Origin of the sequence: Nostoc sp. (assembly GCF_036916575.1) — a bacterium.
In the GTDB taxonomy this organism is placed as follows: domain Bacteria; phylum Cyanobacteriota; class Cyanobacteriia; order Cyanobacteriales; family Nostocaceae; genus Nostoc.
In genome coordinates, this window is record NZ_JBALGC010000092.1 from 24,202 (window position 1) to 40,594 (window position 16,393).

Below are 16,393 nucleotides of genomic sequence, written 5' to 3' on the forward strand. Positions count from 1 at the left end.
TACAGAAAATCAGGTAATCACTTTGAGGCTTGGAAAATAAATCAAACGAGAAATGCTGATTTTTTGGTTGGTTCTTAACCTTAGTTTTGGTCAAAACTAATTTAGATGCGATCGCCCTGCTTGTCCCTCCCATCAGGACAATCGTCTTTACTAGCAAGCGTATTCACATTTTTGACACAATTGTGTAATAGGTTTGTCAAAATCATGTGTTATACATACTGAACACAATATCAATTAATTATATAAGGCAGGTAACCCCTGTCTTTTTTCATAAATACTTTGGGTACAATCAAGTAATCTTTTCACAGTTTTGACATTAGCTCATCATAGTGCCAAGACAAAGTGTATTATTTAATTCATGAACTGGGGTTTTTGTCAAGAGTAATTTATATACGCTTACCTTGAGTCGATCAACACCATTACAAGCGTCCATATAGGACTCCTGTCTGATTCCTGAACAATATTTCAATGAAACACTGAGAAAAAGGGGTTTTCAGTCTCAGTATGTTTTCAAAAATCAAATCGGAGTCCTATAGCAAAAAGTCAACATCTCAACAGTCATCGATTAAGAAGTTTATACAGCTATCTGGAATTATTCATGAGAAAATTTTGATCGTTTTTCTTGAGTGAATAGCAAAGCGATCGCTAAAATAATTGTTCACAGAGATTACCACAGCCTATTCCCTGGCAATAACTATATCGTTGGACTTAATAACGGCATAAGCCTCTTTCCCCTCAGATAAATCCAACTCTTCTACCGATACTTTGGTGATAATCGAAGTTAACTCAACTTTGTGAACAATCTCTAGCGTCACCTCACTATTAACGGCTCCAGTGACAACTCGTTTAACAACACCCTTGAGAATATTGCGGGAGCTAACTTTGAGTGGTTTCTTTTGAATACTAATTTCTATCTCAGGCTGTTGAGTGTAGATATCTTCCTCTTCTGTGTTTCTGGTTGGTAGCAAGTTTGATGGTGAAGAGTGTTGATTAAGACCACGTACCAGTTCCCGCAGAATCTCAGTCTTAGTTCGCTGAGACTGGCCACAAAACTCTTCCAAAATCTTTCGCTCCTCTTCTGAGGTTTGGAATGTGACCCATCCTTGTTCTTTTCTAGGCATAATTTTACCGATATAGTTGAGAAAATCTTGGTATTATTGTTACGATTCTACCTAGCATCAATTTTAGTAAAAAACCTCTCAAGCACCTTTTCTATGAAAAGAAGACAAATTTTTGGCTTTCTAGGTATAGCACTTGCTGGTTTGCTGCTAGCGATTGGTTTACCATTGGTTACTCCTTCTCCTGTAATAGCACAGTCAAACACCAACATACTCGTGTCCGCAGCCGCCAGCTTAAAAGATGCGCTCGAAGAAATTAAGCCTTTGTACCAACAAAATAAATCAAATATCAATATTAGTTATAACTTTGGGGCTTCTGGTGCCTTGCAGCAACAGATTGAGCAAGGTGCGCCAGCAGATATCTTTATTTCTGCTGGCAAAAAGCAAGTGGATGCCTTGGAACAAAAAGGACTGTTGCTACCAGGTAGCCGTACTAACTTAGCAAATAACCGTCTAGTCTTGATTGTGGCTCAGGATGTTGTTGGCATCAGTAGCTTCTACAATTTAACAGATAGTAAGATTAAAAAAATTGCGATCGGTGAATCCAGAAGTGTACCCGCAGGGCAATATGGGGAGGAAGTCTTAAAGAAATTAAAACTTTATGATCAAGTCAAGTCAAAATTGGTCTTTGCTAACAATGTGCGTCAAGTTTTGGCAGCAGTAGAAAGTGGTAATGCCGAAGCGGGTTTAGTTTATGCCACTGATGCCAAAATCTCCAAGAAGGTAAAAGTCGTAGTCGCTGCTGACGATAAGTATCATTCACCGATTGTCTATCCAATGGCTGTGCTCAAGAGTAGTAAAAATACTTCTGCTGCCAAGGAATTTGTCCAGTTTTTATCTGGCAGTCAAGCCAAGACTGTACTCAGAAAATATGGGTTTCTCGTAAATTAAAGGGTTTAAGACCCGTAACCTCAACACATAGCTCATCCTGAACAATTAGTTAGGCTCCGACTCCGTTAAGTTACTCTGCGGGATCTTGCTACAGTCGGGATTTAAAGCGTATGGTAGAGAGCGTCTGGAGTTTCCCCCGTTTGCACAGGCACAAAGCTGCTTGAAAGCCTTGATTTTAGTACGGATGCAAACTTCAAAAAAAGGACGCAACTATGACTGTTACCCTTCTTAACCGAATGGCACTAAGTTAAGACATAGCCCTTGCCTTAACTGGTTAAGAGCCTCTGGGCTGGAACCCATCGTGGGAGGCTCTGCCTCGAATGGCACTAAGTTAAGCCAGAAAACCTATAGAATCCCGTTTTTTAGCTCTTGGCACTAAGTTAAGCCAGAAAGCCTATAGAATCCCGTTTTTTAGCTCTCGTTACAAGGCTTTGACTTGTAATGCAATTCTTGGAGACTTTGCCTTCAACAGCCTATTCCCAGGTGCAGCCTGGGAACTAGTCTCTATAGGACTTTGGTTTTAACTTGGTGCCATTCGGCTCTGCCTCCTCTTTGTTGACCAGAGGCAGAGCCTCTCAGAATACATTCCCAGTCTAGAGGCTGGGAACAAGGTGACACAAGACTTTGGGCTTTTCTTAGTGCCATTCAGTCTAGAAGCCTATTTGTCTGTCGCCGATTGGCTGTTTGATCGTGTGCAAGGTGTTGAAGAACTGACTTTTCTCGTTATCTCCTTGATGGAGCGATCGCTTACGCCAGTACGCCACGGGATAAAACATAACATCGCTACGTGTCATAAAGACCCCGACATAAAACATAGTCGAAGTATTTATTGAAATAGACATCATGCTCAACGAAGACTTAGGATATTTTGAACCACGGCACTAGCACGAAGATTTTCCTCAAAGACCGAAAGTATGGAAGGATACTCCGCAAGCTGTGGCTCACTGGGGCGGATTGCCACCTAAGGAATTAATGGAGTAAGTTGATGGGTAAAAAACACCCAAATATGTGAAGATTCAAGCCCTTCAGCGCTGAAGAAACTTATGTTCAGCGATCTTGCACTAGAGTGCATAAAAAATCAAAGCAGTCGTAAGGAGTTGATGAAGAGGTAACAACAACCTCTTCTCAATTACATCAAACTACATTCAACCCAAAGAATCTAAATAGGAGATTAAATCTATGACAACTATGAATAAGCAAGAACTGAAGCCGATGAAAAAGTTCGTCATCCGCGAAGCTGAAACTCTCAAAACTACACGACCGTGTTACTACGGTGCTTGCTCTTGTTTGTAATGGTATAGAAGTAGTGATTTTCTGATTTTCAGCCTTTGCTGAGTGAGACTTTTAGGCGCTGGTTTCACTACATATTTATCATTACCCTTTTGTAAACTCTATTAATCATAGGATTTACAAATTAGGTTTCTTGAAGAAAATCTCCTGTTGCAGGAATTGATTATTATTTGGAAACTTTGTTATCTGTGTTTTGTCGGAACCGCTACTTTCAAGTAGCGGCTTCGACTATCTTTGGAAAAATATCAATGAGGCAATATACAAGCGATACTCTTGTTGCAGTTTACCCGTTTACTAGGCAACCAGAGGATGAGGAAGTTGTCATCGGACACCCTGAAACTGATTTATTTTTAGTGTTGCCATCTGATGCTGTAGAAATATTAGATTACCTAGCGGTAGGAAAGACGGTAGGCGAGACTCAGTTAATCTATCAGGAAAAGTATGGTGAACTTCCTGATATTGAGGATTTGCTCGACATTCTTGAGGGTAAGGGGTTTGTTAAACCTCTGCTCCAAGATGAAGGAAAATGCTCCCATGCTGTTATTAAGGTTACCTTTGCACCCCCGACTATCAAAGCTGCAAAGGTACGGTATCACTTCGCAAACTTCCCGCAATCGCTTGCCCAAAAAATATTTAGCCGCCCTGTTTTGATTGGCTGTGCCGTTTTAGTTAGTTTAGCACTCTTGGCGATCGCTTTCGACCCTGCACTTGTTCCTAGTTGGGAAGCTTACTTTTTCCCAGAAAATACCACGTTGATGATTTTGGTACTGGCTGTCCTCGATTGCGTAATACTTTTTTTACATGAAATGGCTCACTTAGTAGCGGCTCGCGCCCTTGGTGTTTCCTGTCGCATGGCTATCAGCAATCGGATGTGGATGTTGGTGGCAGAAACAAATATGACTGGTATTTGGGGTGTCCCTCGCAACCAACGCTATCTGCCATTCTTAGCAGGATCGTTCCTAGACACGGTATCTGGTGCTATCCTCACCCTGGTATTTTTGGCTCAAAAGCATGGGTGGATTGTTATGCCTCCAGTTGTTTTCCAACTGGGTCGCGCTTTATTGCTGAACTATTTGCTAGGTTTGCTGTGGCAGTGCTATTTTTTCATGCGGACTGATTACTACTACGTTATTGCCAATTTCTTTAGGTGTAAAAGCCTGATGAAAGATACCGAAGTATTTGTCCGCAACCAGTTAGCGCGGGTGATTCATCGGGTACGCAAGGTAGAACAATCCTATATCCCAGCACGTGAACGGCAGATCATTCGCTTGTATGCAATTTTATGGCTTGTGGGTCGCACGGCTGCACTCGGTTCCTTAATTTTAATTAACTTGCCTTTAATGTGGCACTACTGTATAAAACTTGTCGCGGTTTTGAGTACTGGGTTTCAAGCTAACCCTTACGCTTTTATTGATGCAATGTTATTGATATTACTTGTCTGCATTCCCTATACCCTCGGCTTTGGGCTTTGGATTCGCAGTTTTTATACAAAACAAAGGTGAAATTTTATGAATTTAACTTTGGATTTAAGCAGTATACCAACAAGTCCTCTTCAAGAAATTAATAAGGTAATTGTATTAGAAGCAGAATCTGGGGAATCGCGTCGTAACTGTTTGCAACAATGGCTCAATCAAGCTGAAGATCGGGGGGCGACTACTTGGTTGCTCAATTGCGACCATAATCAAGATGGTCCTTGGGCTGGGTTGAAGGATTTATTAACCGATATACTTCCCCAAGTTCAGGCGCAAGCAGCGGATTTGATTATCAAACACAATTATGAGTTAACCAGAGTTTTACCAGCCTTGCGGCGAACTATATCTGTGCGATATCCCAGCTTAACAGACATAGCTATTCAAAAAGAGCAAATCCGCAACTACCCAGCAGACCGAGCATTTCGGATTATCCACGGAATTATTGATCTTCTCACTGCTTGGTTTGAACGTTCTCAAAATTCTCGGTGGGTGATTGCTTGCGATCGCTATGATTTTTCTGGCGGTTTGGTACGGATATTTTTTGCAGAATTGATGCGCCGTCGCAGTCAGCAGTTGAATTTAACTTTGCTGGTGGCAATCGCACCCGAAGCAAATCACAAAGATGTCACTGGTAAGTTTAGCAACCAGTATTTAGAGCACATCCGCCTCAACTTACTTCCCAGTCCGACAACTAATATTTCCCTGCAAGAGATGGCTAGATTAGCTGGGAAACTAGAACAGCAACTGGAAAATGACTTAATTGAACAAGAGATTCACCTACCACGACTTATCCGGTATTTGCTACTAAGCAACCAACCAAAGTTGGCATTGAAATATCAAATCAAGGCTGCTGCAATCTATAACAGAAAAGGTTTTTACGAAGATGCTCTAGCGTTTGCTCAGGCTGCCTTGCTACAGCTAGAGCGCTACTGTCCGCAGGACATGCAAAAACGCTGGCTTATCCATTCCATGTTATATACCAGTTACGTAGCTTTGGATAAACCTCTAGAAGCCTTTGAAATCATGGAACGAGCCATGCAGGGAACAAACAATCCCGATAACCTGTTTCAAGGTTGCTTTATGATGGCGATGTTGTACATCCGCGAGTTGCAAGAACGGGACATCGTAAAGGCGGAAGCGTACCTGGAACGAGGTTTAGCAGAACTGGCTCGTAGCAATATACCAGAAGACGTAAAACTGTTCCAAAAAACCTTTAACCGTAACGGCATGGCACTAATTCGCTACCGCCAAGGTAGACACCAAGAAGCTGTGGAACTTTGCCAATGGTGCTACGAGCAAGTCAATGCCCTCTTAAACCCGGAACAACATCTTCTTTATCGCTCAGTCTTACTTTTTAACATTGCTCAGGTTTATGATTTCATCGGCAATCACGAGGAAGCTATCCATTACTTTACAGCAGCGATGGCTATTGACCCCAATTACTCCGAGTACTACAACTCGCGCGGTAACTTGTATTTTAAGATAGGTTGGTTAAACGATGCCCTTGAGGACTATTTAAAGGCGATTGAGTTAAGTGCACCTTATCCAGAAGTTTGGGCAAATGTCGGACAGTGCTATCGACGCTTGGATAAAATGCCACAAGCAGTACATGCCTATTCCACCGCCCTCGATCTACAACCAAATCAGTTTTCAGTGCTAGTGGCTCGTGCCCAAGTATTTGATATGTTAGAGCAATCGCAGGCAGCGTTGGCGGACTATAATGCAGCGCTAGCTCTAGATGCTAACCAACCTCTAGTATTAGCCAACCGTGCCATTCTGCATTATGAAGCTGGACGCTATCAAGAAGCTTTGAATGATTTGAATCAAGCGATCGCATGGGCACCTGAAACCGCCGATTTGTACCAAAACCGGGCAGTCGCCTTTACCGCTTTAGAGCGAGAAGAAGAGGCAGCACAAGATTTGAAGACTTATTTGCAACTAAACTCTTTTGGGCAATGAGTCGAGATGCTTAATTGATTCCTTTAATACTTTTCAAACATCCTCTCAGTTTGACTTGATCCATTTTTTTCGCAACGCCATGTTTATGGCAAGACCTTAAAAAGCGTCTACGCTATCACTGAAACCTCTGTGGGAGAATAGTTTTACTTTTTGAACTTCATCGATAATCTCTGATATGGAAAAAGTATGGCTCTTCATTACATATTATGCTAATTTGGCTTGAGAAAACCTTATAACCTTTGCTATTCAATAAAAATAAAGCCTTTTTACTAACATTTTAGGGTTTTGGCAATGATTTGGGCTTTTGACCTTTATTTTTAAGCCAAGTTTTGATTTTTAAATAATAATTTGGCATAACAGGTACTGAACAACCAAAAGTATTTGCTAAAAAGCTATGGTTTTTACCGGATAAAGAAAACCGAGTTCTTAATTTTGGATAAAGTCTAGATCAGGCGAGCGCATCATGTCAATAAGAAGAGCATATTCTCAATCTAGTCGATAAATAATTTTATTAACTTGTTTATTGACAAAGATTTAAACGTAGGCGTAGCTCGTTCTCGACATCGCTTTGAGTGGAGAAAAATAACTCAAAAGAGAAATGCTGATTTTTTTGTTGCTTTTTTACTTTGATTGTGAGCAAAAGTAATTTAGATGCGATCGCCCTGGATTATTCTAACAGTAATTTTTAATAATTAGTAGAGATGATCAATTTAATAATTACTATCTATTTTAACTTTTATATTGAATATAAACCACTTTTGTTATAAAACATAATGATAGATATAGATGATACTTCTGGCATAAATCTTCTGATAGAGAGACGATAATAAAATGAAATTGTATTCTATTAACAATGTCATTTTTAGGAAAATGCTTGTAATAAAGAGTGGTTTTCTATAAAAAAATTCAAGTCAAGAGAATTACTCAATATTATTACCAACAAAAACAGAATGGAGTAAACAGATGAGGTTTGTCCTAAGACGCCGCAGGTTGGGTCAATTGATGATCCTCAGCACAGTAGCGGCTACAATTAATAATTTTGTAGAGAAAGGTATAGCACAAACTCAAGTCAGAAAAACTACGCCAAAACTTGCAACTCCGACACCTGAGACTATGAAGGTGACACTGCAAGTAAACGGAACAGCACATAACTTGCAGATTGAACCACGTGTTACCTTACTTGATGCACTTCGGGAATACATAGGGCTAATTGGTTCTAAAAAAGGCTGCGATCATGGTCAGTGCGGTGCTTGTACAGTGTTGATTGATGGGCGGCGTGTTAACTCATGCCTGACTTTTGCCATCATGCACACCGATGCTGCTATTACAACTATTGAAGGTTTAGCGCAAGGAGGCAATTTGCACCCAATGCAAGCTGCATTTGTTGCCCACGATGCATTTCAGTGCGGCTACTGCACACCGGGACAAATTTGTTCGGCAGTAGGTTTAGTTAACGAAAGACACGCTAAGTCAGATGCCGACATTCGTGAATTGATGAGCGGCAATATCTGCCGTTGTGGCGCTTATCCAAATATCGTGGCTGCTGTCCACGATGTCTTAGGGGGAAAAAAAGATGCAGCCGTTTAACTATAAAAAAGTAGGACAAGCGGAAAATGCTGTGGGGTTGGTAACTCTAAATGCTCAAGCTTCATACCTCGCTGGTGGTACTAGCTTAATCGATTTGATGAAGCTGAATGTCCAGACACCAAAAGAGTTGGTTGACATTAACCCATTACCGCTAACCAAGATAGAAATGCAGGGCAACGGCGTGCGAATTGGCGCAATGGCACGCAATAGTGACGTTGCTTATAATGCGATGATTCAGGAGCGTTACCCTGTGTTGTCAGAGGCGTTGCTGTCTGGGGCATCGCCGCAACTGCGAAATATGGCAAGTGTAGGCGGGAATTTGCTGCAACGTACACGCTGTTACTACTTCCGCGACACTTCGATGCCCTGTAACAAGCGCGTTCCAGGTTCAGGTTGTGCGGCGCTTGAGGGTTACAACCGGATTCATGCAATTCTCGGCGGTAGCGATCGCTGTATTGCCACTCATCCTTCCGACATGGCTGTGGCAATGGTGGCACTCGATGCAGTGGTGCAAACACGCGGGCCGAACGGAGAGCGCAGTATTCCGCTGGTCGATTTTCATCTTGTACCGGGTAATACACCAGAAACAGAGACAGTTCTACAACACGGAGAGTTAATCGTTGCCGTTGATTTGCCTGCTTCAAACTTTGCGAGGCGATCGCACTATTTAAAAGTCCGCGATCGCGCCTCCTATGCCTTTGCGATGGCATCGGTTGCGGCTGCATTAGATATTGAAAATGGGATTATTCGCTCGGCACGTATTGCCCTCGGTGGAGTAGGAACAAAGCCCTGGCGTGCCTATGAAGCTGAAAAAGCTCTGTTGAATAAGCCCGCAAACCAGGCAACATTTCAAGCAGCAGCCACAGCAGCGATCGCTGGAGCTAAACCTCAAAAATATAACGGGTTTAAGGTCGAACTTGCTAAACGCACAATTGTTAAGGCGTTGACAACGGTGGGAGGAATGGCATGAATACAGGGGATACAAATACAGTTGTCGGCAAACCGCTTAACCGAGTAGATGGACATTTGAAGGTAACTGGTGGCGCGCGCTATGCGGCAGAGTTTCCGGTAGCAAAAATGACTTATGGTGTGACGATTCAAAGCACGATCGCCAAAGGCAAGATTGCCCAAATCGATACCAAGGCGGCGGAACAAGTACCGGGTGTATTAGCAGTAATTACCCACCTGAACGCGCCCAAAGCTTTTGGAGAAAAGGGCGGCGGTCGCAAGCTGCAAGTGCTGCAAGATAATATTGTGCTTTATAGCGGTCAGCACATCGGTATCGTTGTTGCCGATACTTTTGAACGAGCTATGCACGCTGCCTCGTTGGTGCAAGTTCGTTATAACGAAGAGAAACCGACAATCAATATGCGAGACAATCTCGCTAAAGCATACTTGCCTAAAGGTAAAATCCCCAGAGAAGAACCGCCTGATTCAGCGCATGGCAACGTCAACCAGGGACTAAGGGCTGCGGCTGTCCGCGTCGAGCAAACCTATACTACACCAATCGAAAATCACAATCCAATGGAGCCTCATGCCACAACAGCAGTTTGGCAAGGCGATCAACTGCTGCTGTATGATGCCACTCAGGGAATCTTTGAGGCTCAAAAAAAAGTTGCGGGGGTATTAGGAATTGAGCCAGAGAAAGTCCGCGTTATGTCTTACTTTGTTGGTGGTGGCTTCGGTTGCAAAGGGTCGTCTTGGTCGCATGTGCCTCTAGCGGCGATGGCAGCACGGCAGGTTAAGCGTCCAGTGAAATTAGTTCTGGGACGGATACAAATGTATGGGCCTGTCGGCTTTCGACCAGAGACAATTCAACAGGTTTCTCTAGGTGCAACCCGCGAGGGCAAATTGACCGCTCTGCGACACGCTGGCATTTCCCAGACTTCAACTTTCGATGAATTTATCGAACCAGTTGGTAAAAGCGCCCGGATGATTTATGCTTGCCCGAATATCGAAACCAGCCACCGTCTAGTGCAACTCGATGAGGGTACACCAACCTTCATGCGGGCGCCAGGAGAATCTTCTGGATCGTTTGCCCTAGAATCGGCAATGGACGAACTGGCTTATGCGCTGAATATCGATCCGGTGGAGCTGCGTCTGCGTAACCATGCTGATGTCGATCCTAGTAAAGGACTGCCTTGGTCGAGCAAGTCACTCATCCAGTGCTACAGATTAGGAGCACAAAAGTTTGGCTGGCAAAAGCGCAATCCTAAACCACGTTCGATGCGAGACGGCAATTATTTGATTGGTTGGGGTATGGCAACAGCGACTTATCCGACCAATCGTTCTCCGGCATCGGCGATCGCTCGAATTATGGCAGACGGTACAGCCGTTGTCCAGAGTGGTTCGCAAGATATTGGCACGGGGACTTATACTGTGATGACTCAAGTTGCAGCTGAGGCACTCGGTCTACCAGTTGAGAAAGTCCGCTTTGAACTAGGCGATACTAAAATGCCAGAAACCCCCGTTTCTGGTGGTTCGCAAACTGCCGCCAGTGTCAGCTCATCCGTGCATTTAGCGGGAAATCAAGCTCGTAGTCAGCTTTTGGAACTAGCACTTGCCGATCAAAAATCGCCGCTTTATAGTTCAAACGCTGAGGATGTGATTGCTGAAAATGGCAGCTTTTTCTTAAAAAATAAATCGTCTGCAACCGAAACATATCAGGCAATCTTGGCACGGCATGGAATGAAAATGATCGAAGCGCGTGCCGATGCCAAGTTGGGAGAAGAACAAAAGAAGTTCTCAATGCACGCATTTGGAGCGCAGTTTGCAGAAGTGCGGGTTGAGCCTGACTTGGGCGAAGTGCGAGTAACGCGCTGGGTGGGAACTTTTGGCGTGGGACGCATACTCAACGCTAAAACAGCCAACAGTCAGCTGATCGGTGGAATTATCTATGGTATTGGTATGGCACTGATGGAACAGACAGTAACAGACCCCAATCTCGGACGTGTTGTCAACCATGATTTAGCTGAGTATCACGTGCCAGTGAATGCAGACATTCCTGATATTCAGGTGTTGTTTGTTGATGAACACGATCCACATATCAACCCGCTTGGTGTCAAAGGAATTGGTGAAATTGGGATTACCGGCACGGCAGCGGCGATCGCCAACGCTGTCTATCATGCCACAGGTAAACGCATCCGCGATTTGCCAATTACACTAGACAAGCTGCTGTAGATATTGCGTAGGCGTAGCCAGCCGTAGGCATTGCCGAAACGATGAAAGCTCAATCATCCGATTGGCGATCGCTACATAACCAGTATGAGCAAGAAGTTCATCCGCGGCAATCATATCCTGTAGTAAATATTCAGATAAGCCCAAAATCCTGATGTAGAGACGCGATTTATCGCGTCTTGAGCATATTGATCCTGTCGTTTCTTTTACCAATCAGTAGAAGTCTCAGGGCTGATGACGATTAAAGTCAAATTTGGTACTGTTAGCTCGGAATCACTGTAGTTACCTCCGTGACTGAGATGAGTAGTCGATCAGCCCGCTCCTACGCTTTCTTGTCGATTGCAGCGGCAATCGTCACTATTGCTCTAAAGTTTGGCGCTTACCTGCTAACCGGGTCAGTAGGTTTGCTTTCAGATGCTATTGAGTCAATTGTAAATCTCGTGGCAGCATTGGTAGCTCTGTGGGCATTGACCTATGCTGATAAACCAGCCGATGCCGAACACGCCTTTGGGCATTCTAAAGCCGAATACTTCTCCAGTGGTGCAGAAGGTGCGTTGATTGTAGTGGCAGCCATCAGCATTGCTGTTGAAGCTTGGGGACGCTTGTTGCATCCAGAACCGTTAACACAACTTGGATTGGGGTTGGCACTCTCCCTATTTGCAACTGTAATTAACGGCGTTGTTGCCTTTATCTTGCTACGCGCAGGGCGACGGTTGCGTTCCATTACACTCAGGGCTGATGCTCACCACCTATTTACCGATGTGGTGACTTCGGGTGGTGTGGTAGTTGGAATCTTCCTGGTCAAAGTAACAGGCGCTTTCGTGCTTGATCCAATTGTCGCACTGATAGTAGCAGCAAATATTACTTGGACAGGATTTCGGTTGCTGCAAGAAACCGGTAGCGCTTTACTGGATGCAGCTTTGCCTAAAAAAGAAATTGATGCAATCAAGAGCATCCTTAACGAGTACAAACATCAGGACATCCAGTTTCATGCCTTGCGAACCCGCACTGCTGGAACCCGCCGCTTTGTTTCCTTTCATGTTCTTGTGCCTGGATCTTGGACAGTGCAACAAGGGCATGATTTGTGCGAGGCAATTGAGCTGGCTATTCTTCGGGTGCTGCCTTCAACCCACGTTACAACTCACCTGGAACCTGTAGAAGATCCAGTTTCTTGGGAAGATTTGGAGTTGGAGCGTCCGAGCAATCAGCAAATGCAAGATATCAGATAAGAGATTAATTGCTGCCGTTGAGCTTTAAAGCAATACGCTTGGGTTAAGGCTAAAACTCTTTCTTCAAGTCAATTTTTTAACGAACCGCCAAGGACGCATAGACACGAAGTGGCTTCCCGCAGGGTAGGACGCAAAGAGAAGGAAGAAATTCTTAACCCAAGCGTATTGAGCTTTAAAGAATCGCGCGATAGCGTTCGCGTAAGCGTCCGCTCTGCGGAAGCGCTGCCGCCTTCGGCAGTTCGCATCTCTGAATCAACTGCAACGCCGAAACGATAAAAGCTCAATCTCCGATTAGCGATCGCTAATTCGCAAACTCAATTAAGTTGATTAACTTGCGATCACTAAAGTAAGAATTGTTAATGTATCGGCTTGCATTGTGAATGCATTGACTTGCACTGTGAATGTATCGGCTTGCATTGCGAATGCATTGACTTGCCCTGTGAATGTATCGGCTTGCATTGTTCTTCGTGGCAATTGTTTTTAGCTTTTTAGCGCCGCGCAAAGTGGTGTCAAGTAGTACATGAACGGGTATGGAATGTCTGTACATCTCCCGCAATTAAAAAGATAAGCAATTCCCCATCGGTAAGAGGTTAAGATAATCTTACTTTTGTCAATTAGAAATTATGCTGAAAATTTGGAAAAAACGGAAGTATTAAGGAACTCTTGTATTTAATTTGAAGCGTGACAATGAATGATACGGATCAAGATTATGCGATTGCCTGCCTAACAATTCTGTTTTCGACCCCAATTTTGGTAATATTATAAGTACGATTGCTTATTGACAAATGGTATATGACCTTAACCTCTTACGAATGACAATTACCCGATCAATCTAATAACAGTTACAGTGTTGCTGAAGCGCAAGTATGAAGCGGCATCGATTCGCTCTAATTATTGCTGTAAGACAACTTGGTAGAGAAATACGAAGGGCGATCGCACTCATTTTTCGGTCTACTGAAGGTGACTTAAAAGGGCGATTAACTACTTTAAAGTTTTTGTAAAGCCAGTAAAGAAGATAACAAAAAGCTCAGTCAATCTATTATGATACTAGTGATTTTTAAGGATGCTGTGATGAAAGTAATATTTAGTAGGAAAACCATAGATATTTAGTTATCTCTACAAAATCAATCTGGTTTTCTTAAATGATCGCTCAGTTTTCCAGCTGCCTTGAGTTGGAAATTTTGTGCTGATGACCGCCAATTAAATCCCTGTTTTCCATCCTGTGCATCTTCAAGTTCAATTGGCTAGCTTTGATGATTGTAGTTCTAATTAGGAGTCTATTCAAAACCGTGAAAACCGAAAAGTTCGCACTCTCGACTATTGTAGCATTAGCTGCCTTAGCTAGCACTGCAACGACTGCACAAGCAGTCTCGCTCGTCAATCAAGCCTTAGATGTTCTCCCAGCGCCTCCCTTGAGTGAACCAGTCTTCAGTTTCACCCAGCTAGGAGCTACGTCCTTGCCATATGTTAGTCCTATTCTCATGACAGGATCGGGATCTGCACTTAGCATTAACAATAACGTGAATAACTTGGATGTCTCTGTCGGTGATATTGTGTATCGTCTGTTAAGCCCTGATGCTCAGTTTGGCACTGTTACTTCAAACCTTTACAAGGTGACGCTATCTGAAAACAACTCCGTTGCAACATTCACAGGGGCGCGCGTCAACCCTGGTGAAGTGTTCCGCATTCAGCGCACGGTCAGCGATGGATTGCCTGTCGATTTTACCTTGAAATTATCTACCGCAAATAAAACGAACACGGCTACTGTTCCTGAACCGACCACAATTGCAGGTCTAGCGCTTGCAGGTGTCGCTTGTGCCTGCATCCGTCGGCGCAAACAGCAAGCCGCAAAGTAAACAGTGAAACGAGATATCTGACTTCTGAGTTGCAACCCCAATTCTAGGGACGATCCACATCAAGCAGTCGGATATCTGGTTAATGGCAGCTACAGACGATCGCAATCGTACTACCGTTGTGTTGGTCGAACTTACCTTCAATTAAGTTGATTAATACCAAGTTGCAATCATCTGTGGTATCTTTCCCCTTGCTAGAAAGCTCCTCTGCTTCCCTGCCTGCCAAAATTAATATGTTTGAAAACAATTAGGTATAACTTGCGATCGCCTACGGCGGGCGGGTACGCCATCGCTTCCAGCGGGCGGGTACGCCATCGCCTACGGCGGGCGGGTACGCCATCGCTTCCAGCAGGCGGTTACGCCATCGCAACTGACTTTTTGCGGGAAGGACGCTTGCGGTCTGATTTTTTCTTCAGTCCCACCGCTTGAGCTTGATCGCTATCTGAGCCATATTGGCCACGCACGACTTCTTTCATCGCTAATACAGCATTATGAAATTCCCACTCTGCTAATCGAGCAGCATCAGCAGCAGCACGGTGTAAAGCTAATTTCTCAATTTCAGTTTGTTGAGAAATCAACATTGCCTGATAAACTTCTTGTAACTTTGTAGCTGAGGCATCAGCACGAGTCGTGTTGTAGGTGCTGACGGTTTGCAAACCTTGCAATGAGCTAATATCTTGACTAATGGTTTGAGGACGCAAACGGCGTGTTGTATCTTGGATAGTCATAGATGTATTTACTACTCTAGGATACATTTAATGTACCCATTGAGACTAAAAATCTAACAGTAAGATAAAGTTTTAAATCGCGCAAGCTTAAACAAAGGGTAAGCATTGTGAATGTATCGACTTGCATTGTGAATGCATCGGCTTACATTGTGAATGCATTGACTTGCATTGTGAATGCATTGACTTGCATTGTGAATGCATCGGCTTGCACTCACAGTTGAATCAGTTTTAAACCACCAGGAGCATTAAAATTTCTAACACTCCAAAGCTGAAGTGTCACTAATGGAAATACAATCACAAAATTATACAGTTTTTTTAGTAGAGACTGCACTAGAAAATAGCGGAGGTTAAAGCAATGGATAGGCGCGATCGGTATTTACGAATCGCTCTGGCTCTTTTTGGAATAGCTTTTCTACTTATCTATCCGCTAAGTCAAATCTGGGCATCAGGCTGGTTATGGCAACCAGGTCAGCACGAATACGAACAGATGATCATTGGTGTTTATGCGACGCTTGGTGTCTTTTTGTTGTTGGCTTCAAGGCAACCAGAAGCTTACCTGAGTTTAATCTGGTTCACCGTCTGGTCAAGTGTAGTCCACGGGCTAATCATGGCAGTACATGCAGTAATTGACCCTGCTGAACATGGACACCTGTTTGGTGATGTTCCAGCATTATTCTTGGTAGCAATTGTCCTTGGCTTTTTAGCGCCCCGCAAAGTAGTGTCAAATATATGATTAGTAAAGAGATGCGATGTGATCGCATCTCTCATAAACTGCAACGCCGAATACTACAAATGCAATCGCCAAAACATCAACCCTCAATCAGACGATTAGCGATCGCTCGTTTTTAAATTCAATCAAGTTGATTAACTTGCGATCGCCTACGGCGGGCGGGTACGCCATCGCTTCCAGCAGGCGGTTACGCCATCAGCTGGCTTTTTTACGGGAAGGACGCTGCGGTCTGATTTTTTCTTTAATCCTACTGCTTGAGCTTGATCGCTATCTGAGCCATATTGTCCGCGCATGACTTCTTTCATAGTTAAGACAGCAAGCCTTTTCAGACCATCTTGCATAAAATTACTTGTATCTCA

The 16,393-nt window shown here is 43.7% G+C and carries 16 protein-coding genes; 10 read left to right on the forward strand and 6 right to left on the reverse strand.

Translation table 11 applies throughout. The features are described from left to right. Positions 1–677 precede the first annotated feature (677 nt). Positions 678–1,121, reverse strand: a complete 444-nt coding sequence (locus V7L29_RS19140) for a TOBE domain-containing protein (RefSeq protein WP_334692482.1) — start codon at positions 1,119–1,121, stop codon at positions 678–680. A 93-nt stretch (positions 1,122–1,214) separates the two neighbouring features. Here V7L29_RS19140 and modA point away from each other — a divergent pair, with 93 nt between their 5' ends. The 7 genes from modA to V7L29_RS19175 all read left to right on the forward strand — a co-directional run bounded on the left by modA (position 1,215) and on the right by V7L29_RS19175 (position 11,497). Then, a complete protein-coding gene (modA, locus tag V7L29_RS19145) occupies positions 1,215–2,009 on the forward strand; it encodes a molybdate ABC transporter substrate-binding protein (RefSeq protein WP_334692481.1) in 795 nt (264 codons plus the stop codon). 611 nt (positions 2,010–2,620) lie between these two features. Further along, complete coding sequence (locus V7L29_RS19150) at positions 2,621–2,842, forward strand: hypothetical protein (protein ID WP_334692480.1); 222 nt, start codon at positions 2,621–2,623, stop codon at positions 2,840–2,842. 705 nt (positions 2,843–3,547) lie between these two features. Beyond that, a complete protein-coding gene (locus V7L29_RS19155; protein WP_334736500.1) occupies positions 3,548–4,801 on the forward strand; it encodes a hypothetical protein in 1,254 nt (417 codons plus the stop codon). Between the two features lie 6 nt (positions 4,802–4,807). After that, positions 4,808–6,730: a tetratricopeptide repeat protein gene (locus V7L29_RS19160; protein WP_334736501.1), complete on the forward strand. Its 1,923-nt coding sequence runs from the start codon at positions 4,808–4,810 to the stop codon at positions 6,728–6,730. A gap of 963 nt (positions 6,731–7,693) precedes the next feature. Beyond that, positions 7,694–8,317, forward strand: coding sequence for a (2Fe-2S)-binding protein (locus tag V7L29_RS19165; RefSeq protein WP_334692477.1), 624 nt, complete (start codon positions 7,694–7,696; stop codon positions 8,315–8,317). Further along, positions 8,304–9,287, forward strand: a complete 984-nt coding sequence (locus V7L29_RS19170) for an FAD binding domain-containing protein (protein ID WP_334692476.1) — start codon at positions 8,304–8,306, stop codon at positions 9,285–9,287. The genes V7L29_RS19165 and V7L29_RS19170 overlap by 14 nt, the downstream gene beginning before the upstream one ends. Next, positions 9,284–11,497, forward strand: a complete 2,214-nt coding sequence (locus V7L29_RS19175; protein ID WP_334736502.1) for a xanthine dehydrogenase family protein molybdopterin-binding subunit — start codon at positions 9,284–9,286, stop codon at positions 11,495–11,497. The genes V7L29_RS19170 and V7L29_RS19175 overlap by 4 nt, the downstream gene beginning before the upstream one ends. On the opposite strand, the gene V7L29_RS19180 is transcribed toward V7L29_RS19175, so the two are convergent. Beyond that, a complete protein-coding gene (locus V7L29_RS19180) occupies positions 11,480–11,611 on the reverse strand; it encodes a hypothetical protein (RefSeq protein WP_334736503.1) in 132 nt (43 codons plus the stop codon). The two genes, V7L29_RS19175 and V7L29_RS19180, sit on opposite strands and share 18 nt — an antisense overlap. 182 nt (positions 11,612–11,793) lie before the next feature. Between V7L29_RS19180 and V7L29_RS19185 the strand changes: the two genes are divergently transcribed. Then, on the forward strand, positions 11,794–12,723 hold the full coding sequence (locus V7L29_RS19185; RefSeq protein ID WP_334736504.1) for a cation diffusion facilitator family transporter: 930 nt from the start codon (positions 11,794–11,796) through the stop codon (positions 12,721–12,723). Between the two features lie 327 nt (positions 12,724–13,050). On the opposite strand, the gene V7L29_RS19190 is transcribed toward V7L29_RS19185, so the two are convergent. Further along, the gene (locus V7L29_RS19190; protein ID WP_334692472.1) at positions 13,051–13,197 is read right to left on the reverse strand and encodes a hypothetical protein; all 147 of its coding nucleotides are present in this window, start codon (positions 13,195–13,197) and stop codon (positions 13,051–13,053) included. An 815-nt stretch (positions 13,198–14,012) separates the two neighbouring features. On the opposite strand from V7L29_RS19190, the gene V7L29_RS19195 reads away from it, so the two are divergent. Then, a complete protein-coding gene (locus V7L29_RS19195) occupies positions 14,013–14,579 on the forward strand; it encodes a PEP-CTERM sorting domain-containing protein (RefSeq protein WP_334692471.1) in 567 nt (188 codons plus the stop codon). Positions 14,580–14,658: 79 nt separating this feature from the next. On the opposite strand, the gene V7L29_RS19200 is transcribed toward V7L29_RS19195, so the two are convergent. Together V7L29_RS19200 and V7L29_RS19205 are read right to left on the reverse strand one after the other, a co-directional pair. Further along, complete coding sequence (locus V7L29_RS19200) at positions 14,659–14,802, reverse strand: hypothetical protein (RefSeq protein ID WP_334736505.1); 144 nt, start codon at positions 14,800–14,802, stop codon at positions 14,659–14,661. Between the two features lie 130 nt (positions 14,803–14,932). Further along, positions 14,933–15,304 (reverse strand): hypothetical protein, encoded by a 372-nt coding sequence (locus V7L29_RS19205; RefSeq protein WP_334692469.1) that lies wholly within the window; start codon positions 15,302–15,304, stop codon positions 14,933–14,935. A gap of 355 nt (positions 15,305–15,659) precedes the next feature. Between V7L29_RS19205 and V7L29_RS19210 the strand changes: the two genes are divergently transcribed. Then, the gene (locus tag V7L29_RS19210) at positions 15,660–16,037 is read left to right on the forward strand and encodes a DUF6632 domain-containing protein (protein WP_334692468.1); all 378 of its coding nucleotides are present in this window, start codon (positions 15,660–15,662) and stop codon (positions 16,035–16,037) included. 146 nt (positions 16,038–16,183) lie between these two features. On the opposite strand, the gene V7L29_RS19215 is transcribed toward V7L29_RS19210, so the two are convergent. After that, positions 16,184–16,375, reverse strand: a complete 192-nt coding sequence (locus V7L29_RS19215) for a hypothetical protein (protein ID WP_334736561.1) — start codon at positions 16,373–16,375, stop codon at positions 16,184–16,186. Between the last annotated feature and the right edge of the window lie 18 nt (positions 16,376–16,393).